The organism is Skermanella mucosa (genome assembly GCF_016765655.2).
Classification (GTDB): Bacteria; Pseudomonadota; Alphaproteobacteria; order Azospirillales; family Azospirillaceae; genus Skermanella; species Skermanella mucosa.
On record NZ_CP086106.1, the window covers coordinates 1,747,502 to 1,770,531 of the forward strand.

Here is a 23,030-nt window from a genome sequence, read left to right on the forward strand (position 1 = left end):
TTGAAACGGCGTTGTCCTCGGCGGTCTTGAGCCAGACCTGTTGTCTCTCCCGGGCAGAAATGCCTGGGCCTTATTGAAACAACTCGTCCAGGGTCACGGGGGCGCCGTCGTCGTCGCTCTCCCGGGTAGAAATGCCTGGGCCTCATTGAAACGCATCGCGCCGGGCGCGCGCTTCGGAGTGGTGACCGCTCTCCCGGGTAGAAATGCCTGGGCCTCATTGAAACGCATCGCGCCGGGCGCGCGCTTCGGAGTGGTGACCGCTCTCCCGGGTAGAAATGCCTGGGCCTCATTGAAACCAGACGCGATAGTCCTCGACCGGATGATCGGTGACCACACTCTCCCAGGCAGAAATGCCTGGGCCTCATTGAAACTGTGTGCGTCCGAACCATGCCATAGCAGGTTTTAGCTTAGGCTCTCCCGGGCAGAAATGCCTGGGCCTCATTGAAACACGGCGCTGTCGGAAAGCTGTTCGGTGGTCATGACATGCTCTCCCGGGCAGAAATGCCTGGGCCTCATTGAAACACTGTCGCAAAGGGCATGCAGATGTCCGTGCTGGCCGACTCTCTCGGGCAGAAATGCCTGGGCCTCATTGAAACCACTTGACCATGTCGTCCACGACCTCCGGGAAGGGGGGCTCTCCCGGGCAGAAATGCCTGGGCCTCATTGAAACACCCACCATTCACACCATGGCCGCGGTATCACTGCAACGACCTCTCCCGGGCAGAAATGCCTGGGCCTCATTGAAACAGGTGCAGCGGCCGGGGCGCCTTGTGGAGCGGGTCCGGGGCTCTCCCGGGCAGAAATGCCCGGGCCTCATTGAAACCGGTCGGGCGAAAGCCAGATGCCGCCGTGGGTCTGGGTGGCTCTCCCAGGCAGAAATGCCTGGGCCTAATTGAAACGCGATCATCGGGAAAAAGTGCAGAACCTCGGAGTCCATCTCTCTCCCAGGCAGTAGAGCGAAGCGGCACCCGACAGTAACGCGCCTGCTTTGTCGGGTGCCGCTTCGCTCCACCCGGCCGACGGGGGTACGGGACATTCGTTTTGGTTGTGGGCGGGATTGGTGAGCGTCTGTGTGCGAGCTAGCGTTTTGGAGTTTGCGCGTGGATGCCCGGATCAAGTCCGGGCATGAAGGGAGGGGGTGTTTTCGGCCTGGGGTCAGCGCTTCCGGACGTGGGGCGATTATCGTGTCGGGCGGCCAAGGGGCCGGGTGGGCTTGGGCCGCGTGTTCGCGTGCGGATTGGGCAAGCGTTCAAGGTGCCGCTTGCATGCAGAGGGTGAGCCCGAGCATGGCGGAGGTTGTCGTTAGTCTCGCAGTTCCCGGCCGCGCTCGACGTCGCCGGAGTCGCGCAAGGTGGCTTGGGCTGATCGGGCGCGCGACGATCAAGATCGCCGACGAAGATCTGACGTTTCAGCTTCAATACACGGAAATCAAAGGGCGCAGGACCACGCCTTTGAAAAGAATAGGCTGGCCGAACAGCCACGAGCATAGCAACAAAGGCGTTGGACCTCTTAAGCTTCGCGGGAGGACAACTTACCCTTTGCAGCCCTGTTCCAGGATTCCGGATCTTTCGAGGGGTTATTGACTTTTGCTGGCGACAGAATGAACATCATGAACATGGAGCTGGTAAGTTCACCAGCATGGCCATCCGCATTGGCATTGACACCATGAACGAGGAACGCAAGAACCTGGAGGCGGTCGCCGCGGAAGTCGCAATGCAGCTCGCGACCTCGCTGGCGCGCAGAGACGGCGTGTGCATCAAAACGCCCGTGATGTACCCGAGCGGAACATCCGTGCTCGTGCAGATCGTGGAAGAACAAGGCGGCTTCGTCGTCACGGACTTCGGAGGCGGTGCCGATGAGGCTGACCTGATGGGCGGCCAGACGGTTTATGCAAAGCACGCCGCTTCCCTGGCGAAGAGAACCGGACTCTATTTCGACGACCATTCCTTTTTCACCATGAGGGTGACGCGGGAACAGTTACCGGGGGCGGTGATAACCATAGCCAACTGCGCCCAGCGTGCAGTTCACATCACGGCCCTTAAGCTGGCAGAGCGCCGGGTGGTCGAGGTCGAGGATCGCCTGTATGACCGACTGGTGGGTGTCTTCTCTCGGCCGAAGGTGGTGCGTCACGCCGAACTGGTGGGTAGTTCCGCGACATCTTGGCATGTCGCCGCCCTTGTCGTGAGCGACAGCGACAAAAGAGTGGCGTTCGATCCCGTCAAGAACCATCACGCATCGGTCGCATCGTCGGTGACGAAGTTCATGGATCTCGCTCCCCTGGAATTCGCCCCATCGCTGGTTGCCGTTGTTCAGAAAAAGCATGTGATGGGGACTTACATCAACTTGCTTTCGGCGGCGGCGACAAGCGTAATCGAGGAAGGCGCGCCGGATCATCTTCTGAGGCGGCTGGCCGCGTAGGCTTGGTGAAAGCATTTTCTTGCCCGACCTCCGGGGCTTCGTTTCGCCGCTGATGCAAGGAATAGGGAGGGTGCGCGTCCCGCGCACCTTGGGCGGCGGGACGCCGCCCCTCCGCAGGGTTTCCGCTGACGTGGCGTCCGGACCCCCTCACCCTGGCCCTCTCCCCCAAGGGGGCGAGGGGATCTTGTGTGGGCAGGTTGACGACGGTCGTGGCGAGCGGGGCTCCCTCGCCCCCTTTGGGGGAGAGGGTCGGGGTGAGGGGGCGGGCGGAAGGGTTCCGTGGGTCAGGGGGCGTGGGCGTCCAACAGGGCTTCCGAGAGTTCCATCAGGCGGGGGCCGTCGGTCCACAGAAGGACGCAGCGGACGGGGCGGTCGGGGTAGATCGCGGCGATCGCGGCGCGGTAGGCGGCCATCTGGCGCAGATAGACGGGCGAGACCTGGGATTCCACCAGGGGCGGCGGGCGGTTGGTCTTGTAGTCCACGATCCAGACCTCTCTGTCGGTCACCAGCAGGCGGTCGATCTGGCCGGACAGGGCGCGGCTGGAGACGAGGCCGACCACCGGCACCTCCGCCCGGCTGCCGGGGCCGAACAGGGGGGCGAAGGTGGGGTCGGACAGGACGGCCAGGGTTTCCGCCGTGATCAGCTCCTGTCCCTCGGCCGTCAGGTTGTGGGCCGGGCGGGCGAGGAAGCGGCGGCAGGCGGCTTCGCGCAAGGCGGGGTCCAGGTCGGGCAGGGTCTGGAGCAGGCGGTGGATCAGGGTGCCGCGCAGGAAGCGGGCGCCGTCGTCGTTGCCCAGGGGGGAGCGGACGGCGGGTTCGGCCTCCTCCGGGCGGGAGGGGGTCAGCGGGCGGGACGGGGTCGGCTCCTCCGGGGCGGTGGCGCGCGCCCACTGGGGCAGGGGGGCCGCGTCCAGGGCGAGGTCGTCGTCCCGGTGGTCGTCCTTGGCCGGCACGGTCTGCGGGCCGCGCAGGCGCCAGCCCTCGCCGGACCAGCCGTCCTGGGGGGAGATCGCGGTGAAGTCGAAGGCGCGGGGCTCGCCGATCCCGCGCATCGCCTCTTCGGCCAGCCGGTACCAGCAGGCCTCGGCCGGGTCGCTCTTGCCCTGCCAGCCGCAGATATACAGCCGGTCCTCGGCCCGGGTCAGGGCGACGTAGAGCAGGCGGCGGTACTCCTGGTCGCGCTTCTGGTCGGCGGCGGCGCGGGCCTGGGCGCACATGCCGTCCTCCAGCGCCCGGCGGGGGGCGAACAGGGGCACGCCGTCGGCGCTGTCCGGCCACAGGATGCGGGGGCTCTGCCTTGGCACGCCCATGCTGTCGGGCAGGAAGACGATGGGCGCCTGCAAGCCCTTGGAGCCGTGGACCGTCATGATGCGGACGCGGTCGCCGCCCTGTTCCAGCTCGCGCTTGATCTCCGCCTCGCTGGCGTCGAGCCAGTGCAGGAATGCCTGGAGCGAGGGCGGGTGGCTACGCTCGAACGCCAGGCAGGCGGTCAGGAACTCGTCCAGCGGGTCCTGGGCGTCGGGTCCCAGCCGCTTCAGGATGGCGCGCCGGCCGCTGACCGGGTCGGCCGGGCAGGGCGCGTTGAGCACGCGGGCGAACAGCTCGAACGGTCGGATGAAGTCGGTCTCGTTCTGGAGGGCGCGCAGATAGTCGCGGGCCGGGCGGAACAGCAGGTCGGCCTCGGCGCGCTTGCGCAAGGCCTCCCACAGGTGGCCGCGCCGGCCGTGGGCGATGTCGAAGAGCTGTTCCTCGGTCAGGCCGATCAGGGGGCTCTTCAGGACGGTGGCGAGCGTCAGGTCGTCTTCCGGAAGAAGCAGGAAGCCGGCGAGCGCCATCAGGTCCATGATGCTGAGCTGCTGGGTCAGCACCATGCGGTCCACGCCGGCGACCGGCACCTCGCGCTCCTTCAGGGCGCGCACCAGCTCCTCCACGAAGCCGGTGCGGCGGCGGACCAGAACCATCACGTCGCCGGGCCGGATCGCCCGGCCGCGCGCCGGCAGGTCCTCGCCCCGGGCCAGCCAGTCGCGGATCGTGTCGGCGATCACGGCGGCCAGGCGGGCGGGCGGGCTGTCGGTGCGCTGCCGGGTCAGCGGCGGCTCCCATGGGGCCGGCGCCTCCTGCTCGCGCGGGGCCACGGGCGGCCACAGCTCGACCAGTCCGGCATGGCCGCGCCGGAAGGCGACGTGGCGGATCGTGGTCGCCGTCTCGAAGGCCACGCCGTCGCGGGCGGTCTGGAGCGAGAAGACGGCGTCCACCGCGTCCAGCACGGCGGCGGTCGAGCGGAAGGAGATTTCCAGGTCGATCTTCTCCCAGCGGCCCGCGGCGATCCGCACCCGCTCCTGGAAATGGGAGCGCATGCGGGTGAACTCGGCCGGGTCGGCGCGCTGGAAGCTGTAGATCGACTGCTTCTCGTCGCCCACGGCGAACAGGGTGCGGACGCGGTCCGATCCGGCGGCGTTGGCGAAGAACTCCTCCGCCAGGGCGGCGACCACCTGCCACTGCTCCGGGTTGGTGTCCTGGGCCTCGTCGATCAGGATATGGTCGAGGCCGCCGTCCAGCTTGAACAGCACCCACGGCGCCACGCCGGGCCGGGTCAGCAGGTGCTGGGCCGCCAGGATCAGGTCGTCGTAGTCGAGCCGGGAGCGATCCTCCTTGAGGCGGGCGTAGGTCTCGATCAGGGCTTCGGCGAGCACCAGCAGGGCGGCGGTGGAGTTGGCGACTCCGGCCGACTTGACCCGGTCCAGCACCTCGCACAGCCGCTCCGCCTCGGCCACGAGGGCGGCCAGGGCGGCGGGGTTGGCGGTGGCGGGCTTCTTGGTCAGCAGGGTCTTGCGGGGGGCGCCCTCGTTGGTGAGGAAATGCTTGACGTAGTCGCGGAAGCGATCGACGCGGTCCTCCGCGGCGTCCAGCCAGGATTGGACCGCGATGCCGCGCTCCTGGTCGGTGCCGCTGCCGCCGGACAGGGCGCGGCAGGCATCGCGCAGGCTCGGCACGTCGAGGATGTCGTCGCGGCAGGCCCGTTGCAGGATCGCCGCCTCGTCGGCGCCGGGGGGGACCTTGAGGTAGGCGAAGACCTCGGCGATGGTGGCGTCCAGCCCGCCGTGGCGGTCGATGATGCGGCGGATGCGTCCGCGCTCCATCGCGATGGATTTCAGGATGTCGCCGAAATCGTCCTGCTGGATCTCGTTGGTCAGGCGGGCCAGGGCCTTGCCGAGGTCGCTGTCAGGCTCGAACCGGGAGCGCGCCAGGACGGTGTCGCGGGCGGCGGCCAGCAGCTCGTCGGCGGTGCGCTCGTCCATCACGTCGAACTGGGGCGCCAGGTCGGCTTCCAGGGGGAAGCGGCGCAGCAGCGACTGGCAGAAGGCGTGGATCGTCTGGATCTTCATGCCGCCGGGGCAGTCCACCACCTGGGCGAACAGCCGGCGGGCGCGGGTGCGCATGTCGGCGTCGGGCCGGGCGCCGGTCAGGTCGGCCAGGCGGTCCTCCAGCCGGGCGTCGGTCAGGGTCGCCCACTGGGCCAGCGTGTTGTTGATGCGGATCGACATCTCCGCGGCGGCGGCCTTGGTGAAGGTCAGGCACAGGATGCGGGCCGGCTGGGTGCCGGCCAGCATCAGCCGCAGCACGCGGTCGGTCAGCACCTTGGTCTTGCCGGTGCCGGCGGACGCGCCGACCCAGACCGAGCATTCCGGATCGGACGCCAGCCGCTGCTTGACGTTGGGGTCCATCGGGCGGGAGGGGAGTTCGACGACGTTCATGGGCTGGTGCTCATGCCGGGGGCGGTGAATATCGACGGTCGGCGCCGACGAGGGAAACCGGGGTCAGACCAACATTTCCCCGGAAGGTTGGCGGATCGAAAAGTCGGTGGAAAATGGTGGGCTGACCCCGGCTTCCCGGCTCTGGTTGCCATCGCTGTCACTCCACGGGTTCGCCGCCGCCGGCGGACCATTCCTGGACGCGGGCCAGGTGGCCGTAGTCGGTGTAGCGGGGCGCCCAGGCGGGCCGGGGGCGCGAGCGGTAAGGGGTCGCCGGATCGTCGAAGGTGCGGATCAGGTCGAGCAGGCCGGCGCGGGCCTGTTCGGCCAGCAGGGCGAGGTCGCCCTTGACGGGGATCTCGGCGCCGGCCGGGTCGCCGCCCGACAGCTTCCAGAAGGCGAGGTCGCCGACGGGGGCGGCGTCCACCGTCTCGAACCCGCCGGCCGCCGCCATGACGGCTTCCAGCGGCAGCTGCGGCGCGAAGCCCAGGGCGACCTCCAGGTTCGATGGGGGCGTGCCGGTCTTGTAGTCGATGATGGCGAGGCCGCCGTCGGGCAGCTTGTCGATGCGGTCGGCCTTGGCGCGCAAGGTGAAGGGGCCGGCGGGGCCTTCCAGCTCCAGCTTGCCCTTCACCTCGGTCGTCAGGGGGCGGACCGTGCGGCGGCGCTCCGTCTCGAACTGGACGAACCAGGCGGCGACCCGTTCGAAACGCGGCCACCAGAAAGCCCAGACCTCGGGCTGGCTCAGCAGCTTGCCGAAGGCGTCGCGGCCGAACTCGGTCAGCTTCTCCACGGCGGCGTTGGGCAAGGCGCCGGGATAGGCCTTGGTGAAGGCGTCCAGCGCCTGGTGGATGAACTGGCCGCGCTCGGATGCCCCAGGATCGGCGGCGATCGGCTCCAGCGCCTCCAGCTTCAGGATGCGGCGGGCGTAGATCGCGTAGGGATCGCGCATCCAGGTCTCGATCTCGGTGACCGACAGGCTGCGCGGGCGGGCGGAGAGCGGCGGGCGCGGCTCGGGCGCCGGCAGCGGGAGGACGGCGTCGGGCCGGTCGAGCTGGTCCACCCAGGACAGCCACTGCTCCGACTCCATATCGACGATGCCGTTCAGGTCGAGGCCGCGCAGCACGGTGTCGAGCCGCAGCAGCCAGCGCGACGGCACGGTCGGCGTGCCGTCCACCCGTTCGGCGCGGGACAGGACGACCCGGGCGCCGCCCGCGGCCTGGACGAAATCATGGGCGGCGACGCCGACCTGGCGCTCCGGCACCGGCAGGCCGAAGGCCTTGCGCATCGGCCGCGACAGCCAGGGGTCGGAGGTGGCGTCGGGCGGCCAGGTGCCCTCGTTGAGGCCGCCGAGGATCATCACGTCGGCGTGCTGGAGCCGGGCTTCGAGCAGGCCCAGGATGCTGAGGCGCGGGTGCCGGCCGTAGCGGGGGCGGACCACGTGGGCCGCCATCAGGGCTTCCAGGAAGGCCGGGTACTGGGAGGCCGAGATCGGCGGGAAGTCGCCGGCCGCCTGGCGCAGCTCGTTGACGAAGCCGGCCGCCGCCTCGCCGTCCTCGTGCCGCCACAGCCGGTCGGGGCCTGAGAGGTCGTCGCTGGCGGCCAGCCGTTCGGCGAAGGCGACGTGCAGGGTCAGCCACTCGGCCGGGGGCTGCGGGTCGGGCGCCGCCATGGCGTCGAAGAAGGGGGCGGCCATGGCGTGCAGGTGCTCGACATACTGGACCAGCTCGCTCCGAGTGTCGCCGCCACGGTCGAAGCGGTTGTTCTCGGCCTCGTCCAGGGCGGCAAGGAGGCCGCGGAAGCCGGGCGCCGGGCGGGGGCCGCGCAGGACGGCGCGTTCCAGGTCGCGGGCCTGGGTGCGGAACCACAGCGGGTTGAGCCCGCCGCCCGCCAGCGGGTGCTTGAGCACGGCCAGGAGCGGCAGCGGGTCGGCCCGCTCGACCGCGCAGGCGGCGGTCAGGCGCAGGTAGGTGCCGACGGCGGTGTCGGCCAGCGGCCGGCCGCCGGAATCGTCCACCGCGATGTTCCAGCGCTCCAGCGCGGTGGCGACCCGGCGGGCGAGGTTGCGGTCGGGCGTCACCAGGGCGGCGGTTCGGTCGGGGATTTCCAGCGTCTGGCGCATCATCAGGGCGATGACGGCGGCTTCCTCCTGGGAGGTCGGGCAGTCGATCCGGGTGATGTCCCGGAGCGCCGTTTCGTCGATGCCGTCGAGCGCCCGCCAGGCCTCGGTCGTCGCGGCGGGGCGCATCGTCTCGCTGAGCAGGCGGGTGCGCGCCGGGTTGCCGGGGGTCAGCGGACAGTCCCAAGGCTCGACCCGGTCGCGCGGCAGGTCGAGCTTCCGGAGCAGGCTGGCCATGCCGTGCTGGGGGTGGCCGTCGTCGGAGGCCGCCGCGTCCCAGCTCGTCTCGTCCATGTCGGTGTCGAGGCCGGGAAGGACGACGCAGCCGTTGGGCATGGTCGCGACGACGGCCAGAAGCTCGGCGGTCGCCGGGATGGTGCCGGTGGAGCCGGCGGCGATCACCGGGCCGGGGGGCGGGTTGGCCCGCCACGCCTCGGCCTGGGCCTTGAGGACGAGGTTGCGCCGCTCGGCGGCGTCGATGGCGCCTTCCAGCTCCAGGATGGTCGGCCAGACATGGGTCAGGATCTTCAGGAATTCCAGCGTGACCTGCCAGTGCTGGGCGTATTCCTCCGGCACCAGCCCTTCGAGGCGGTCGAACGGCACGCCCTCGGTCTGCACCTGGTCGAGCAGCCGGGCGAGGTCGGCGGCGAGCCGGGCCGCCTGGTCGGCGGTGATGGTCTTGCCGTCCTTCCTGAGGATGGCCTGGGCCAGGAGGAGCTGGCGGCGCAGGCTGGTCAGGGCGGGAGGCAGGTCGAGCGCGCCGGCGAGGCCGGGGATCTCCTCGATCGCGAGGCTCAGCTCGTCCGCGTCGATGTCGCCGAGCGGGCTCATGCGCGGCAGGAGCTGGGGCGCGCCGCCGGACAGGCGGAGGAAGGCTTCGCGCAGGGTCCGGCAGGCGCGCCGGGTCGGCAGCAGCACGGTGTAGCCGGCGAGCGCCAGCGGACCGCCGCCGGCTTCCACGCGGGCGAGGATGCCGGTCGCCAGGGCATCGACGAACGGCACGCCCGAGGGGATGGTGAAGACTTGCGCCATGGGTCCGGGGCCTGTGGGTTCCTGGTGCGTCGGATGGATCGCCTAGCCGGGAAACCCTACTATAGGTGGGGAGCGGAACGCAAATCTTTCCAAGATATGGTATTGTCAGGACTCGCTGTGGGCCGGCCGGACTTCCAGGCGCTCGTCCACCTCGGCGATGCTTTCCGGGGTGCCGACGTGGAACCACAGGCCGTCGTGGCGCATCCCGTAGAGCCGCTCGCTTTCCAGCAGCCGGTCCCAGACCAGGTTGGTCGAGAAGGCGCCCGAGGGCACGTCGGCGAACAGTTCCGGCTTGAGGATCTGGACGCCGGCGAAGACGAAGGGGGCGATCTCGCCGCTGCGGCGACGGGTCAGGCGGCCCAAGGGGTCCATGTGGAAGTCTCCCTTGCCCTCGTAGCCGACGGCGGCCACGGCGGGGTGGAGCAGCAGCAGGGCGTCCATGGTCTCCGGGTTCCAGGCGCGGGTCAGGCGGTCGATCGCGGGAGTCGGGCCGTCCAGCCACAGGATGTCGGCATTGACCGACAGGAACGGGTCGGCGCCGAGCAGCGGCAGCGCCTGCCGGATGCCGCCGCCGGTCTCCAGCAGGTCCGCCTCGGGCGACAGGATGATGCGGGGGGACGTGCGGTCCGCCAGGTGGTCCGCGATCATCTCGCCCTTGTAGTGGGTGTTCACGACGGCGGTCCCGATACCGGCGGCGGCGATGCGGTCCAGCGCGTGGTCGAGCAGGGGCTTCCCCACCACGGAGATCAGCGGCTTGGGCCGTTCCAGGGTCAGCGGCCGCATGCGCAGGCCGAGCCCGGCGGCCAGCACCATGGCGTGGGTCAGGGTCGTCATTATTCGGGTGCTTTCGAAATGTCGGTGGACGGAATGTCGGTGGGCGGGTTGAAAAGGGGAGCCCGGACAGGGGGCGGCAGGGTGCGGTCGAACCAGTCGCGCACGGGCGCCAGGGCGGGGTGCCGGAGCTTGGCTTCCAGAAGGCGCCAGACGCGGGGCAGGTGGCGCAGGTAATCGGAGCGGCCGTCGCGGAGATGCAGCCGGGCGAAGACCGCCACGATCCGGGTGTGCCGGACGGCGCCCAGCACGGCGTAGGAGCGCCGGAAGGCGGCGCGGTCGAGGTCGGGGAAGGCGTCCAGGTAATGGTCCAGCATGGCGGCTGCCAGGGCGGCCGGGACGTCGCGCCGGGCATCCTCCAGCAACGACACGAGGTCGTAGCTGGTCGGTCCCAGGCCGGCGTTCTGGAAGTCCAGCAGCCCGCAGGCGTATGCGCCGGGGCGGCCGTCGAGCCGCATCAGGTTGTCCACATGGTAGTCGCGGTGCATCAGCGACGTGCCGAATCCTACCGCGTCGGGGACGGCGGACCACCAGGCCCGCTCCAGGTCGGCGCGCTCCTCGGCGGTGGCGGCGCGGCCCAGGGCGGCCGGGATATAGACGTCGGCCAGCAGCATCACCTGCTCGATGAACAGGGCGGCGTCGTAACGGGGCAGGGCGACGGCGGACGCTTGGGCGGGGTCGAAGCGCCGGTGCAACTCGATGATCGCATCCACCGCCAGGCGGTAGAGGTCCGCCGGGTCGGCGCCCCGGTCCATCAGGCGGGTGAAGGTCGCGTCGCCGAAATCCTCGATCAGCAGCAGGCCGGCGTCCGGCTGTTCGGCGACGATGCCGGGAGCCGAGAGGCCGAGGCCGCGCAGCAGGCCGGAGATCGCGACGAAGGGGATCACGTCCTCCGCCGGGTTGGGCGAGTCCATCAGCAGGACGCTGTCGGTCCCGCGGTGGAGGCGGACGTAACGGCGGGCCGAGGCGTCGCCGGCCAGGGGCGTGCGGCCGGCATCGCCCCAGCCGTGCGCGGCCAGGAAGCCGGCGATGGCGTCTTCGCGGGAAGGGGTCACGGCTGTTCCAGGCCCTTGAGGCGGTCGGCCCAGCCGCCGTGGCCGGTCAGGGCGGCGCTGCGCGCGGTCTCGACGGGGCCGAAGGACAGGGCGATGTCGAGGCGTTCCGGCGGCAGCAGCGATCCCAGGCGGTCGGGCCACTCGACCAGGGCGATGCCGCCGGCCCGGACCTCGTCCCAGCCCAGCTCGATCACCTCGTCGGGGCCGCCCAGGCGGTAGAGGTCGAAATGCCAGACGGGGGCGGCCGGCGTGTCGTAGGTCTGGACCAGGGTGAAGGTCGGGCTCGGCACCTCGTCGTCGGGGTCGCCCAGGGACTGGATCAGCGCCCGGGCGAAGGCGGTCTTGCCGGCGCCCAGGTCGCCGCGGAGCGCCACCATGTCGCCGGCGCGGAGCAGGGTTCCGACGCGGCGCGCGAGGTCCGCGGTGGCGGCTTCGTCCCGGAGGTTGACGGTGATGGCCTGCTGGCGCGGTGCGGTCATGGTCGTGAGCTTGCTTCCCTGTGCCTGCCCCTGCGGAAGCGGGGGTTTGATCATGCCCGGAAATCCGCTAATGAGGGGCTGGCGGTGCCACACTCTTCCTAGCTTTTCCGGAGTCCCCATGTCGAGCCCCGAGCAGCATACCGATGTCGCCATCATAGGTGCCGGTCCCGTTGGTCTGTTCGCCATCTTCGAATGCGGCATGCTTCGCATGAAATGCCATGTGATCGACGCCCTCGACATGGTCGGCGGGCAGTGCGCGGCGCTCTACCCGGAGAAGCCCATTTACGACATTCCCGGTTACCCTTCCATTGACGCAGCCGACCTGATCGACCGGCTGAGCGAACAATGCGCCTCCTTCGGGCCGGTCTTCCACCTGGGCCAGCAGGTCACCGGGCTGACCCCGGCGGAGGGCGGACGGTGGCTGGTGGAGACCTCGACCGGCACGCGGATCAACGCCCGCGCCGTGATCGTCGCGGCCGGCGTCGGCGCCTTCGGCCCCAACCGGCCGCCGCTGGACGGGCTGGAGCAGTTCGAGGGCACGTCGGTCCATTACCTGGTGCGGCGGCGCATGGACTATGCCGGCAAGCGGGTGGTGATCGCCGGCGGCGGCGATTCCGCGGTGGACTGGGCGATCAGCCTGGCCGAGGTCGCGGAGAGGATCATGGTGGTGCATCGCCGTCCCAAGTTCCGCGCCGCCCCGGAAAGCGTCGCCCGGATGGAGCAGCTGACCCGGGAAGGCCGGATCGAGATGGTGGTGCCCTACCAGCTCTCCGGCCTGGAAGGAGCCGACGGCCATCTGACCGGCGTGCGGGTCGCGACCCTGGACGGCGAGGAGAAGGTGCTGGACGCCGACGTGCTGCTGCCGTTCTTCGGGCTCGCCATGAACCTGGGGCCGATCGCCGAGTGGGGACTGGACCTGGAGAAGCACCATATCCGGATCGATCAGGCAACCTGCGCCACCAGCGCGCCGGGCATCTTCGCGATCGGCGACATCGCGACATATCCGGGCAAGCTGAAGCTGATCCTGACCGGCTTCGCGGAAGCGGCGTCGGCAGCCCATTCGGCCTTCCCGCTGGTCCATCCGGGCGAAGTGCTGCACTTCGAGTATTCGACCACCAAGGGGGTGCCGGGGACGGCTTGATGGAGGGGGGGACGAAACCCTTGGCTGCTTAAGCTGTTGTCCTACCACGCACTGGAGGATGACCATGAAACAGCCGCATACCGAACAGACGGTCAAGCACACCGAAGACCAGCAGAACACCGGCAACCACCATAAGCCGGACGCTCCCGACGCCGGCGGACCCGACAAGTTCGGCGGCACCCGCAAGGGTGCGGAGAACGTCGAGTCCGAGGGCGGGAAGAAGTAATCTTCCCGCTTACTGGCCCGCTTACTGGAAAGCTGCCTCCGCGAAGCTGCGGAGCTTCCGCGAGTGCAGCTTTTCCAGACCGTTCCTGCGCAGCAGTTCCATCGCCAGCACGCCGATCTTCAGGTGCTGGTCCACCTGGTTCCGGTAGAAATTGTTCGCCATGCCCGGCAGCTTCAGCTCGCCGTGCAACGGCTTGTCGGAGACGCAGAGCAGCGTCCCGTAGGGCACCCGGAAGCGGAAGCCGTTGGCCGCGATGGTGGCGCTCTCCATGTCCAGCGCGATCGCGCGGCTTTGGCTGAAGCGCTGGACCATCTCGCTGTGGTCCCGCAGCTCCCAATTCCTGTTGTCGATCGTCGCGACCGTTCCGGTCCGCATCACCCTTTTCAAGTCATAGCCGGTCAGGCCGGTGATCTGCCCGACCGCCGCCTCCAGGGCCAGCTGCACCTCGGCCAGGGGCGGGACCGGAACCCAGATCGGCAGGTCGGCGTCCAGCACGTGGTCCTCGCGCACATAGCCGTGGGCCAGGACATAGTCGCCCAGCCGCTGGGTGTTGCGCAGGCCGGCGCAGTGGCCCAGCATGATCCAGGCGTGCGGGCGCAGCACGGCGATGTGGTCGGTGATCGTCTTGGCGTTGCTGGGGCCGACGCCGATATTGATCATGGTGATCCCGGAGCCGTCCGGGCGCTTCAGGTGGTAGGCCGGCATCTGGGGCAGGCGCCCGACGCGGGTCCCCTGCGGGTCGGCGGGACCCAGGTTCTGGTTCGGGATGACGAAGTCGCCCGGCTCGACGAAGGCGGTGTATTGGCGGCGGTAGGCCTGCTGCTCCGGATCGTCGGTCGGCGACATCACCTCCATGCCGAGGCGGATGAATTCGTCGATATAGAACTGGTAATTGGTGAACAGGACGAAGTTCTGGAAATGATCCGGCGCCGTCGCGGTATAGTGCTTCAGCCGGTGCAGCGAATAATCGACCCGCGGTCCGGTGAACAGCGCCAGCGGCTCCGGCTCGTCGGCCGCCAGCCGGTGGGTTCCGTTGACGATGCTGTCGTCCATCTGGGACAGGTCGGGCAGGTCGAAGCTGTCACGCATCCGGCCCAGGCGTTCAGGGGTCAGGTCGCCCTCGACGTGCAGCCCTTCGGGAAAGGCGAAATGGACGGGGATCGGCTGCCGGCTGACGCCCACCTCCAGCACCACGTCGTGGTTGCGGCGCAGCAGTTCGAACTGCTCCAGGTAATAATGGTGGAACAGGTCGGGGCGGGTCAGCGTCGTGGCATAGGTGCCGGGACCGGCGACGAAGCCGTAGGACAGGCGGGTATCGACCCGCGCGCTGGTCTCGGTATGGACGCGCAGGAACGGGTAGCAGGCATGGACGCGCTGCTGCATCTCCTCGCCCTTGGCGAAACGGCCGAAGCAGTCGCGCAGGTAGGCGGTGTTCGCCTCGTAGATCTCGCGCACCCGCTCGACCGCCGCGGCGGGGTCGGTGAAGTGCTCCGCCGCGAAGGGAAGGCCGATATGGCTGTACGAGTTCTGCATCGTCACCTCACGCTTCCAGGCCCATCAGGGAGCGGGCGAAGGAGCCCGCCTCGAACGGCCGCATGTCTTCGATTCCCTCGCCGACGCCGATATAGTGGACCGGCAGCTTATACTTCTCCGCCAGGGCCACCAGCACGCCGCCGCGCGCCGAGCCGTCCAGCTTGGTAAGGATTAGCCCGTTCACGCTGACCATCTCGCGGAACACCTCGACCTGGGAGTGCGCGTTCTGGCCGGTCGTGGCGTCGAGCACCAGAAGGACGGAGTGCGGCGTCTCCGGATCGATCTTCTTGACGACGCGGATGATCTTCTGGAGCTCGGCCATCAGGTTGGCCTTGTTCTGGAGCCGTCCCGCCGTGTCGATCAGCAGCACGTCGGACTTCTCCCGCCGCGCCCGCTCCAGCGCGTCGAAGGCGAGGCCGGCGGCGTCGGCGCCGGTCTCCTTCGCGATCACGGGGCAGCCCGACCGTTCGCCCCAGACCTGGAGCTGCTGGACGGCCGCGGCGCGGAAAGTGTCGCCGGCGGCGATGATGACCGACTTGCCCTCCTGGCGGAACTGCTTGGCCATCTTGCCGATCGTCGTGGTCTTGCCGGCGCCGTTGACGCCTACCACCAGGATCACGTGAGGCTTGGCGGCGGCGTCGATCTCCAGCGGTTCGGCGACCGGTTCCAGGATCTGGGCGATGCTGGCCGCCAGGGTGCGCCGGACCTCGTCGGGCGAGACCTCCTTGCCGAAGCGGGTGCGCGCCAGCTCGGCGGTCACCTTGGCCGCCGTCACCGGGCCGAGGTCGGCGGTGATCAGCAGCTCCTCCAGTTCCTCCAGCGCCTCGTCGTCGAGCTTGCGCTTGGTGAAGATGCCGGTGATGCCGTCGGTCAGCTTGGTGGTGGACTTGGTCAGCCCCTCGCGCAGGCGCGACAGCCAGCCCTTGCGGGCGGGCTGCTCGGGTTCGGCGGCCGGCTCGGGAGCGGGGGCGAGCGCCGTGACGGGCTCCGGCTCTGGTTCAGGCTCCGGGACCGGTTCCGGCTCGGGTTCCGGCTCGACCTCGGCGACGGGTTCCGGCTCGGGCTGGGGCTCGGGTTCCGGCGGGGTGTCGAACACCTTGGGTCCGACATCCTCGGTCTTGGTCTCGGCCGGCTCCTGCTTGTTGCGGCGCCAGAATTTCAGCATGAGGTGCTCCGCTCGATCCGGCCGACCAGATGCTCTCCGTCGACGCCGATTATGGCGGTGCGCACGATGGTGCCGGGTTCGACCGGCTGGTCCAGGCGCACTTCGGCGAATTGCTCGGTCCGGCCGATGGTTTCCTTTTCCGCCAGGACGGCGGCGTGGGTTCCGATGCGGCCGGCCAGGAAACGGCCGACGGCGCGCGCCCCGGCATCGCGCAGGCGGGCGGCGCGTTCCCTGCGCAGGCCGCCGTCGACCTGCGGCATCTTCGCGGCCGGCGTGCCGGGCCGGGGGGAGTAGGGGAAGATGTGAAGCCAGGTCAGGCCGCAGTCGTCCACGGCGCGCAGCGTGTTCTCGAACATCTCGTCGGTCTCGGTCGGGAAACCGGCGATCAGGTCGGCGCCGAACACCATGTCCGGCCGCAGGTCGCGGGCGCGGCGGCAGAACTCGATCGCGTCGCCGCGCAGGTGGCGCCGCTTCATCCGCTTCAGCACCATGTCGTCGCCGGCCTGGAGGCTGACATGGAGGTGCGGCATAAGGCGAGGCTCCTCCGCGATCAGGCGCCAGAGGTCGCCGTCGATCTCCACCGGGTCGAGCGAGGACAGGCGCAGGCGCTTCAGGTCCGGTACCTGGGCCAGCAGCCGGCGGATCATCTGGCCCAGCGTCGGGCTGCCGGGCAGGTCGGGGCCGTAGGAGGTGATGTCCACCCCGGTCAGGACTACCTCGTTATAGCCGGACTGGACCAGCAGCCGGACCTGCCGGACCACCTCGCCGATCGGAACGGACCGCGAGTTGCCCCGGCCATAGGGGATGATGCAGAAGGTGCAGCGGTGGTCGCAGCCGTTCTGGACCTGGACGAAGGCGCGCGCCCGGCCTTCCAGCCCGCCGATCAGGTGGCCGGCGGTCTCGGTAACCGACATGATGTCGTTGACCAGCACGCGCTCGGTCGGCGCGGTCAGGCCGAAGCTCTCCGGCTTCAGCTTCTCCTCGTTGCCGAGCACCTGGTCCACCTCGGGCATCGCCGCGTACTTGGCCGGGTCGATCTGGGCGGCGCAGCCGGTCACGATGATGCGGGCGTCCGGCCGCTCGCGGCGCATCTTGCGGATCGCCTGTCGGGCCTGGCGCTCGGCCTCGGAGGTGACGGCGCAGGTGTTGAAGATGACCGTGTCGGTCATGCCGGCGGCCGAGGCGTTCTCGCGCATCACCTCGGACTCGTAGGTGTTCAGCCGGCAGCCGAACGTGACGATATCGGCGCTCATGCTTCCACCAGATCCGGGGCCACCAGGTCTGGCGCCAGTTGCCCGGTGAAGCTGGTAGCGACCGGTCCGGTCATCAGGACGTGGCCGTCTTCCCGCCACTCGATGATCAGGCTGCCGCCGTCGAGGATCACTTCGGCGCGGCGCTCGGTCAGGCCGCGGCGGACGGCGGCGACCTGCACGGCGCAGGCGCCCGAGCCGCAGGCCCGGGTGATGCCGGCGCTCCGTTCCCAGACCCGCATGCGGATCCGGGTCGGAGAGAGGACCTGGGCGAACTCGATGTTGGCCTTCCGGGGAAAGGTGGGGTGGTGTTCCAGCCGGGGGCCGACGCTTTCGAGCGGCACCGCCGCGACGTCGTCCACGAAAAAGACCGCGTGCGGGTTGCCCATGCTCACCGCGACCGGCCCGGCGTAGCCGCCCTCGGAAACATCGAGCCTCAGCGTGTCGGCGGGACCGGCCAGGGGAATGTCGCTCCAGTCGAGCCGCGCCGGCCCCATGTCCACGGTGACCATGCCGCCCTCGGCGGCGGCGGAGGGCAGAAGCCCCGCGATCGTCTCGACCACCGCGCTGGACTGCCCCGTTTCCCGCATCAGGAGATGGGCGACGCAGCGCGTCGCGTTGCCGCAGGCGCCGGCCTCGCTGCCGTCGGGATTGCGGATGCGCATGAAGGCGGTGGCGCCGGAGGTCTTCGGCGGCTCGATCACGATGAACTGGTCGCAGCCCACGCCCGTGCGCCGGTCCGCGATGGCGCGGGCCTGCACTTCGTTCAGGGACAAGTTGCCGCCGCGGGCGTCGATGACGACGAAGTCGTTGCCGAGCCCGTGCATTTTCAGGAACGGGATGGTCATGGTGCGCCGTTATATGGCGATCGCTGCCCTCAAGTCCATGGCCGCAGACCTGATCGGCGGCAGGCGGGGGCTTGACGCCCCCGACCGCGCTTACCCCGCGCGGACCTTGTGCATGAAGGTCCCGACCTCGCGGTTGAGGGATTCCGACTGTTTGGAGAGTTGCCCCGCCTCGGACAGGACTTGGCTGGCGGCCCGGCTCGCCTCGTGGGCGGCTTCGGAAACGCCGGCGATGTTTTCCGAGACTTCCTGGGTTCCGCGGGCGGCCTGCTCGACGTTGCGGGCGATCTCATCGGTGGCGGCACGCTGTTGCTCCACTGCCGAGGCGATGGCGGTGGAGGCGTCGCTGACTGCGGCGATGGTCGCCGCGATGTCCTGGATGGCCGAGACCGCCTGCCCCGTGGCGCCTTGGACCGAGGAGATCTGGCTGGCGATCTCCTCCGTCGCCTTGGCGGTCTGGTTGGCAAGGTTCTTGACCTCGGACGCTACGATGGCGAAGCCCTTGCCCGCCTCGCCCGCGCGGGCCGCCTCGATCGTCGCATTCAGCGCCAGCAGGTTGGTCTGGCTGGCGATGTCGTTGATCAGGCTGACCACTTCCCCGATCTTGTTGGCGGCGTCCGACAGGCCGGCGACGATCGAGTTGGTGCGTTCGGCCTTCGCCACGGCCTCGCGGGTGGTACCGGTCGCCTGGGCGACCTGCCGGCCGATCTCGGCGATGGAGGAGGAAAGCTCCTCCGCCGCGGAGGCGACGGTCTGGACGTTGCCCGAAGCTTCCTCGGCGGCGGCCGCCGCCGCGGCGGACTGGCGGGTCGCCTGCTCCGCGCAGGCGGACATGGAACTGGCCGTCGCGGTCATCTCGGTCGCGGCGGAGGCGACATGCTCGACCACCGCTTCCACATGGGATTCGAAATCGTCGGCAAGCGCCATGATCTGCCGCTTGCGCTCCGCCTCCGCGGCGGCCTTGGCGGATTCCTGCTCGGCGCGCAGACGCTCGACGGCCAGACCGTTCTCCTTGAAGAACTCCACGGCCTTGGCCATCCGGCCGATCTCGTTGGTGCGGTCCGCGTAGGGGACGGCTGCGCCGTAATCCTGCCGTGCCAGCCGTTCCATCGTGTCGCGGAGGCGTCCGATCTGTCCGCTGACGTTGCGGGTGATCGCCAGCGCGATGGCGACGCCGACGGCCACCATGACGGCGAGCGCCCCGAGGATCAGCGTCCAGGCCTCGTTCCCGGTCGTCTCCGCGGCGGCGGCGGCGGCGGCGGCGCGCGTGCGGGCGGCCTCGGTCAGGCTCTCCATCCGCTCGCCGATCAGCCTGACCTGCTCGGCGCCGATGGTGCGGGTGATCTCGGAGGCTTCGGCGCGGTTGCCGGCCTTCATGGCGGCGATCAGGCGCGCCCGGATCGGCTGCCAGTCCCGAACCGATTTCAGCGCGGCTTCCACGTCGGTCCGGTCGCCGAGATAGCGTTCCTGGACCAGGGCCATCGCCGCGAGGACGCGCTTTTCCTGGAGGTCCACCGCCGCGACGGCGGTGTCGATCGCGGCCGCGTCGGGAGCCAGCGCCACGTCCTTCATGGAGCGGTGCATGGCGATGATGCCTGCGTTCGCCTCCAGCGCCGCGGTCGAGACCGCGAAAGAGTTGTGATAGAGCCGCGTCGTGAGGCCGGTGACGGTCTCGAGCTGGTTCAGGGCGAGCAGGCCGAGCAGACACGCCAGCGCCAGGACCGCCGAGAATCCTGCCAGAAGGCGGGTCAGAAGGCTGCTGTTGCTGAGTGTCATGGTCTTTCCCCCGGTTATCGGCCTTTAAGCGGCTTGGTATGGATTGAGGAGCGTGCCGCCCTCCTTTCCGGATTGCGATGATCCATATCAAAAGTAGTAGTTTGCCCAAGCGCCGTTACGTCGGCTAGCGCCTGGAGATATCCCGCAGAATCAGTTCGTTATAGAACGCGACGAGTTCGTAGCAGACGGATACGGCAGCGGCGCCACTGTCGTAGAAGGCGTTGGCACTGCTCCCGCCGCATGCATGGAATCGGACATGCAGGTCGCGCGGCAGTTTGAACCCGGTCCCGATATCGCGGGCGACGGCTTCGATGAGGCCCGACTCGTGCAACAGGGATGCGACATAGTCCTGGCCGGCCGCCGGCGGCTCGAAATCGAGCGTCACGGCGCTTCGCCTGTCGGCACGGGCCTCCGCGGGAAGCAGGTGCGGGGCCAGCAGGCGGCTCCAGCTGGCGCGGGCCTGCTGGTAGTCCCCGGCGCAGGAGGCGCGCCGGTCGGAGGGCAGGTTGACGCTGTCGGCCAGTTCGGCGAAGCCCGCGGGATCGCTGCCGTACATCAGGCAGACGACGGAGTAGAACCGCTGCATGTCGAGCGAGTGCTCACCCCACCAGGACGGCTCGGCATTGCCGGCCTCCTGCTGCCAGAGATTGCCGAGGTACCAGCCGTCGGCCGCGGCTACGATCAACTCGTCCATCACCGGGTCCGGCTCGTCCGGGATCATCATGATGCTGGCGAGGTTGTCGGCGGCGTCCTCCTCGTGCCCCAGCACGGGCAGGCCCAGCAGGTCGATCAGGGCATGGCCCAGTTCGTGGTACAGGATGAAAAGGGTATTGCCGAGGACGAACAGGTCGGCTTCCCGGCGCTCCTCCGCCGTGACCTGGCGGGCGGCGGCGGGGAGGGTGAAGGACAGGATGACGGCGATACACGCAACCAGGCGGCGGAAGCCGCCCCGCACCCCCATCATGTCCGGACCTCCCCAGGGGATGGATTCCCCATACTCCGCCCGGAAGTATTACGTGGAGGCCCGGCTTTACTCAAGCATTCTCAGCGCATCGACAGGATCGCCAGCATCGCGGTGCCCACCGCGATGCGGTACCAGCCGAACGGGGTGAAGCCGTAGCGGCTGACGAAGGCGACCAGGCTCCTGACCACGAGAAGTCCGGCCAGGAACGCGGCGACGAACCCGATCGCGATCACCACCGAACCATCGGACGTCAGGGTGCTGTAGTTCTTGTAGGTGTCGTAGACCACGGCGCCCGCCATGGTCGGGATCGCCAGGAAGAACGAGAACTCGGCGGCCGTCCTGCGCTCGACGCCCATCAGCAGCGAACCCAGGATCGTGGCGCCGGAACGCGAGACGCCCGGGATCATGGCAAGGGTCTGGACGAAGCCGATGCCGAGCGCCAGCTTCGGCGAGAACGCCTCGACCTCGAAATGGCGCGGCTCGGGCAGGTTCCGTTCGATCACGAGGATCGCGATGCCGCCGACGATCAGCGCCACGGAAACCACGTAGGGCGAGAACAGCACGCTCTTGATGAAGCCGTGGGCGAACACGCCGATCACGGCGGCCGGCAGGAACGCCAGCAGGATGGCGATCACGAAGCGGCGCGAGGCGGCGTTGGTCGGCAGCGTCACGGCGATGTGCCAGAGCCGCTGGAAATAGATGACGCACACCGCGAGGATGGCGCCGAGTTGGATGACCACCTCGAACAGGCGTCCGGGCGGCCCCTGGAATCCCAGCAGGTCGCCGATCAGGATCAGGTGGCCGGTGGAGGAAACGGGGATGAACTCGGTCAAGCCTTCGACCACGCCCATCACCAGGGCGCTTATCAGGGTACTGTCGTCCATGATTCTCGCAGATCCGTGTCAGGCCGGCCGGAAGATGCCGGCGTGACCGCGCACCTCCGGGGGGAGGGGCGTCACGCGCGGCGGAATACCAGCTTCTTGGAGGCGGTGAAATTGAAAAAGAGCCCCGACAGGGACCCGGCCGCCACGGCGAGGGCGGGATGGGCGGCGAAGGGATCGCCCGACGCCACCAGCGCCGCGTACACCCCGTAGTTCACGGCACCGCCCAGGGCGTTGACCGCGACGAAGCGGGCCCACTGGTGGTGGATCTTGCCGGCATGGGCGCCCGTGAAGGTGAAGGCGCGGTTGAGCGCCCACGTGGTCGTCGCCGCCGCCAGGTACGAGACCACCCGCGACGCGTAGAGGCCTAGGCCGCTGATATCCAGGCACAGGTACAGGACCGCGATGTCGACCAGCAGCCCGACCACCCCGACGATGCCGAAGCGGATGAATTCCGCCCGGAACAGCCTTCGGATCATCGCCTGTCCTTCGAGTCGCGCGCCGGGTCGCGGACGCCGGGGGCGGGGATCCTGAGATACTGCATGCGCTTGATCTCGCGCCGGCCGCGGGTCACCGTTTCCAGGATGAGGCCGCAGGTCAGGCTGAGGAACCCCAGCAGCATCAGCCCGGTGGACAGGACCGCCGTCGGCAGCCGCGGCACCAGGCCGGTCTGCATGTAGGTCGCCACCACCGGCCAGGCGAGCACGATCGCCAGGAAAGCCAGGAACCCCGCGAGCACGCTGAAGAACTGGAGAGGGCGTTCCTCCTTCACCAGCACCATGATCAGCTTCAGGATGCGAAAGCCATCGTAATAGGTCCGCAGCTTGCTGGCCGAGCCCGGCGGGCGGTCCTTGTAGGGGGTGGCCACGTCGGACATGGGCATGCGGAGTTCAAGCGCATGGACCGTCAGTTCCGTCTCGATCTCGAAACCGCCGCTGAGGGCCGGAAAGCTCTTGACGAATCGTCGCGAGAATACCCGGTAGCCCGACAGCATGTCGGCGACCCGGTTGCCGAAGATCTTCGCCACGATGCCGGTCAGCATCATGTTGCCGAAGCGGTGGCCGGGACGGTAGGCGGCGGCGATGTCGGTCACCCGCGCGCCGTTCACCATGTCGAGCTGTTGACTGACCAGCTTGGCGACCAGGGCCGGCGCGCTGGGCGCATGGTAAGTGTCGTCGCCGTCGACCAGGACATAGACGTCCGCCTCGATGTCGGCGAACATCCGACGGACCACGTTGCCCTTGCCCTGGAGAGGCTCGGTGCGGACGATGGCGCCCGCTTCGCGCGCCAGCTCGACCGTGCGGTCCTTGGAGTTGTTGTCGTAGACATAGATGGCGGCGTCCGGCAGCGCTGCGCGGAAGTCGCGGACCACCGAGGTGATCGACGCTTCCTCGTTGTAGCACGGGATCAGGACGGCGATCTCCAGCCCCGTCGGGCCGGGTGAGGCCGCCTCAAGCGAGCCGCTGTCCGGAACGGCCACGGCGACGGGGGAGCGCTTGGCTGCCGTGCCGCGATCTTGGCTGGCGTCGGAGAACTGGTTTATCAATTGTCACCTGATGACGA

The 23,030-nt window shown here is 69.1% G+C and carries 17 protein-coding genes; 3 read left to right on the forward strand and 14 right to left on the reverse strand.

Going from position 1 to position 23,030, the window contains the following annotated elements; translation table 11 throughout:
• Positions 1–1,638 precede the first annotated feature (1,638 nt).
• On the forward strand, positions 1,639–2,418 hold the full coding sequence (locus tag JL100_RS07945; protein ID WP_202682575.1) for a hypothetical protein: 780 nt from the start codon (positions 1,639–1,641) through the stop codon (positions 2,416–2,418).
• A gap of 284 nt (positions 2,419–2,702) precedes the next feature.
• Here JL100_RS07945 and addA read toward each other — a convergent pair whose 3' ends face one another.
• The 5 genes from addA to tsaE all read right to left on the reverse strand — a co-directional run bounded on the left by addA (position 2,703) and on the right by tsaE (position 11,686).
• On the reverse strand, positions 2,703–6,173 hold the full coding sequence (gene addA, locus JL100_RS07950; RefSeq protein WP_202682574.1) for a double-strand break repair helicase AddA: 3,471 nt from the start codon (positions 6,171–6,173) through the stop codon (positions 2,703–2,705).
• 157 nt (positions 6,174–6,330) lie between these two features.
• The gene (gene addB / locus JL100_RS07955; RefSeq protein ID WP_202682573.1) at positions 6,331–9,321 is read right to left on the reverse strand and encodes a double-strand break repair protein AddB; all 2,991 of its coding nucleotides are present in this window, start codon (positions 9,319–9,321) and stop codon (positions 6,331–6,333) included.
• Between the two features lie 105 nt (positions 9,322–9,426).
• Positions 9,427–10,155, reverse strand: coding sequence for a nucleotidyltransferase family protein (locus JL100_RS07960; protein WP_202682572.1), 729 nt, complete (start codon positions 10,153–10,155; stop codon positions 9,427–9,429).
• Positions 10,155–11,207, reverse strand: coding sequence for an aminoglycoside phosphotransferase family protein (locus JL100_RS07965; RefSeq protein WP_228421132.1), 1,053 nt, complete (start codon positions 11,205–11,207; stop codon positions 10,155–10,157). The genes JL100_RS07960 and JL100_RS07965 overlap by 1 nt, the downstream gene beginning before the upstream one ends.
• Positions 11,204–11,686 carry a tRNA (adenosine(37)-N6)-threonylcarbamoyltransferase complex ATPase subunit type 1 TsaE gene (gene tsaE, locus JL100_RS07970; RefSeq protein ID WP_202682600.1) on the reverse strand — a complete coding sequence of 161 codons (483 nt, stop codon included), beginning with the start codon at positions 11,684–11,686 and terminating at the stop codon, positions 11,204–11,206. Before tsaE ends, JL100_RS07965 begins: the two co-directional genes overlap by 4 nt.
• A 118-nt stretch (positions 11,687–11,804) precedes the next feature.
• Here tsaE and JL100_RS07975 point away from each other — a divergent pair, with 118 nt between their 5' ends.
• Together JL100_RS07975 and JL100_RS07980 are read left to right on the forward strand one after the other, a co-directional pair.
• Positions 11,805–12,827 carry an NAD(P)/FAD-dependent oxidoreductase gene (locus tag JL100_RS07975; protein ID WP_202682571.1) on the forward strand — a complete coding sequence of 341 codons (1,023 nt, stop codon included), beginning with the start codon at positions 11,805–11,807 and terminating at the stop codon, positions 12,825–12,827.
• A gap of 64 nt (positions 12,828–12,891) precedes the next feature.
• A complete protein-coding gene (locus tag JL100_RS07980) occupies positions 12,892–13,053 on the forward strand; it encodes a hypothetical protein (RefSeq protein WP_202682570.1) in 162 nt (53 codons plus the stop codon).
• A gap of 21 nt (positions 13,054–13,074) precedes the next feature.
• Here JL100_RS07980 and JL100_RS07985 read toward each other — a convergent pair whose 3' ends face one another.
• The 9 genes from JL100_RS07985 to JL100_RS08025 form a co-directional block, all read right to left on the reverse strand.
• Positions 13,075–14,586 (reverse strand): AMP nucleosidase, encoded by a 1,512-nt coding sequence (locus tag JL100_RS07985; RefSeq protein ID WP_202682599.1) that lies wholly within the window; start codon positions 14,584–14,586, stop codon positions 13,075–13,077.
• A 7-nt stretch (positions 14,587–14,593) separates the two neighbouring features.
• The gene (ftsY, locus tag JL100_RS07990; protein ID WP_202682569.1) at positions 14,594–15,751 is read right to left on the reverse strand and encodes a signal recognition particle-docking protein FtsY; all 1,158 of its coding nucleotides are present in this window, start codon (positions 15,749–15,751) and stop codon (positions 14,594–14,596) included.
• On the reverse strand, positions 15,745–17,004 hold the full coding sequence (gene mtaB / locus JL100_RS07995) for a tRNA (N(6)-L-threonylcarbamoyladenosine(37)-C(2))-methylthiotransferase MtaB (RefSeq protein ID WP_202682568.1): 1,260 nt from the start codon (positions 17,002–17,004) through the stop codon (positions 15,745–15,747). The genes ftsY and mtaB overlap by 7 nt, the downstream gene beginning before the upstream one ends.
• Entirely contained in the window at positions 17,001–17,849 is an 849-nt protein-coding gene (gene dapF, locus JL100_RS08000) for a diaminopimelate epimerase (protein ID WP_202682567.1), read from the reverse strand. Before dapF ends, mtaB begins: the two co-directional genes overlap by 4 nt.
• Positions 17,850–17,939: 90 nt before the next feature.
• Positions 17,940–19,622, reverse strand: a complete 1,683-nt coding sequence (locus JL100_RS08005; RefSeq protein ID WP_202682566.1) for a methyl-accepting chemotaxis protein — start codon at positions 19,620–19,622, stop codon at positions 17,940–17,942.
• Positions 19,623–19,746: 124 nt separating this feature from the next.
• Complete coding sequence (locus tag JL100_RS08010; protein ID WP_202682565.1) at positions 19,747–20,586, reverse strand: DUF4344 domain-containing metallopeptidase; 840 nt, start codon at positions 20,584–20,586, stop codon at positions 19,747–19,749.
• A gap of 80 nt (positions 20,587–20,666) precedes the next feature.
• Positions 20,667–21,470, reverse strand: a complete 804-nt coding sequence (locus JL100_RS08015; protein ID WP_202682564.1) for an undecaprenyl-diphosphate phosphatase — start codon at positions 21,468–21,470, stop codon at positions 20,667–20,669.
• A gap of 71 nt (positions 21,471–21,541) precedes the next feature.
• The gene (locus JL100_RS08020; RefSeq protein WP_202682563.1) at positions 21,542–21,946 is read right to left on the reverse strand and encodes a GtrA family protein; all 405 of its coding nucleotides are present in this window, start codon (positions 21,944–21,946) and stop codon (positions 21,542–21,544) included.
• Complete coding sequence (locus JL100_RS08025) at positions 21,943–23,013, reverse strand: glycosyltransferase family 2 protein (RefSeq protein WP_211113125.1); 1,071 nt, start codon at positions 23,011–23,013, stop codon at positions 21,943–21,945. Before JL100_RS08025 ends, JL100_RS08020 begins: the two co-directional genes overlap by 4 nt.
• Positions 23,014–23,030: the final 17 nt, after the last annotated feature.

Coding starts and splice junctions, on each gene's coding strand:
- JL100_RS08020 (WP_202682563.1), bottom strand. CDS start 21,946: ATGATCCGAAGGCTGTTCCGGGCGGAATTCATCCGCTTCGGCATCGTC.
- addB (WP_202682573.1), bottom strand. CDS start 9,321: ATGGCGCAAGTCTTCACCATCCCCTCGGGCGTGCCGTTCGTCGATGCC.
- tsaE (WP_202682600.1), bottom strand. CDS start 11,686: ATGACCGCACCGCGCCAGCAGGCCATCACCGTCAACCTCCGGGACGAA.
- JL100_RS07980 (WP_202682570.1), top strand. CDS start 12,892: ATGAAACAGCCGCATACCGAACAGACGGTCAAGCACACCGAAGACCAG.
- JL100_RS08015 (WP_202682564.1), bottom strand. CDS start 21,470: ATGGACGACAGTACCCTGATAAGCGCCCTGGTGATGGGCGTGGTCGAA.
- JL100_RS07945 (WP_202682575.1), top strand. CDS start 1,639: ATGGCCATCCGCATTGGCATTGACACCATGAACGAGGAACGCAAGAAC.
- JL100_RS08010 (WP_202682565.1), bottom strand. CDS start 20,586: ATGATGGGGGTGCGGGGCGGCTTCCGCCGCCTGGTTGCGTGTATCGCC.
- JL100_RS07985 (WP_202682599.1), bottom strand. CDS start 14,586: ATGCAGAACTCGTACAGCCATATCGGCCTTCCCTTCGCGGCGGAGCAC.
- ftsY (WP_202682569.1), bottom strand. CDS start 15,751: ATGCTGAAATTCTGGCGCCGCAACAAGCAGGAGCCGGCCGAGACCAAG.
- mtaB (WP_202682568.1), bottom strand. CDS start 17,004: ATGAGCGCCGATATCGTCACGTTCGGCTGCCGGCTGAACACCTACGAG.
- addA (WP_202682574.1), bottom strand. CDS start 6,173: ATGAACGTCGTCGAACTCCCCTCCCGCCCGATGGACCCCAACGTCAAG.
- JL100_RS07960 (WP_202682572.1), bottom strand. CDS start 10,155: ATGACGACCCTGACCCACGCCATGGTGCTGGCCGCCGGGCTCGGCCTG.
- JL100_RS08005 (WP_202682566.1), bottom strand. CDS start 19,622: ATGACACTCAGCAACAGCAGCCTTCTGACCCGCCTTCTGGCAGGATTC.
- JL100_RS07975 (WP_202682571.1), top strand. CDS start 11,805: ATGTCGAGCCCCGAGCAGCATACCGATGTCGCCATCATAGGTGCCGGT.
- dapF (WP_202682567.1), bottom strand. CDS start 17,849: ATGACCATCCCGTTCCTGAAAATGCACGGGCTCGGCAACGACTTCGTC.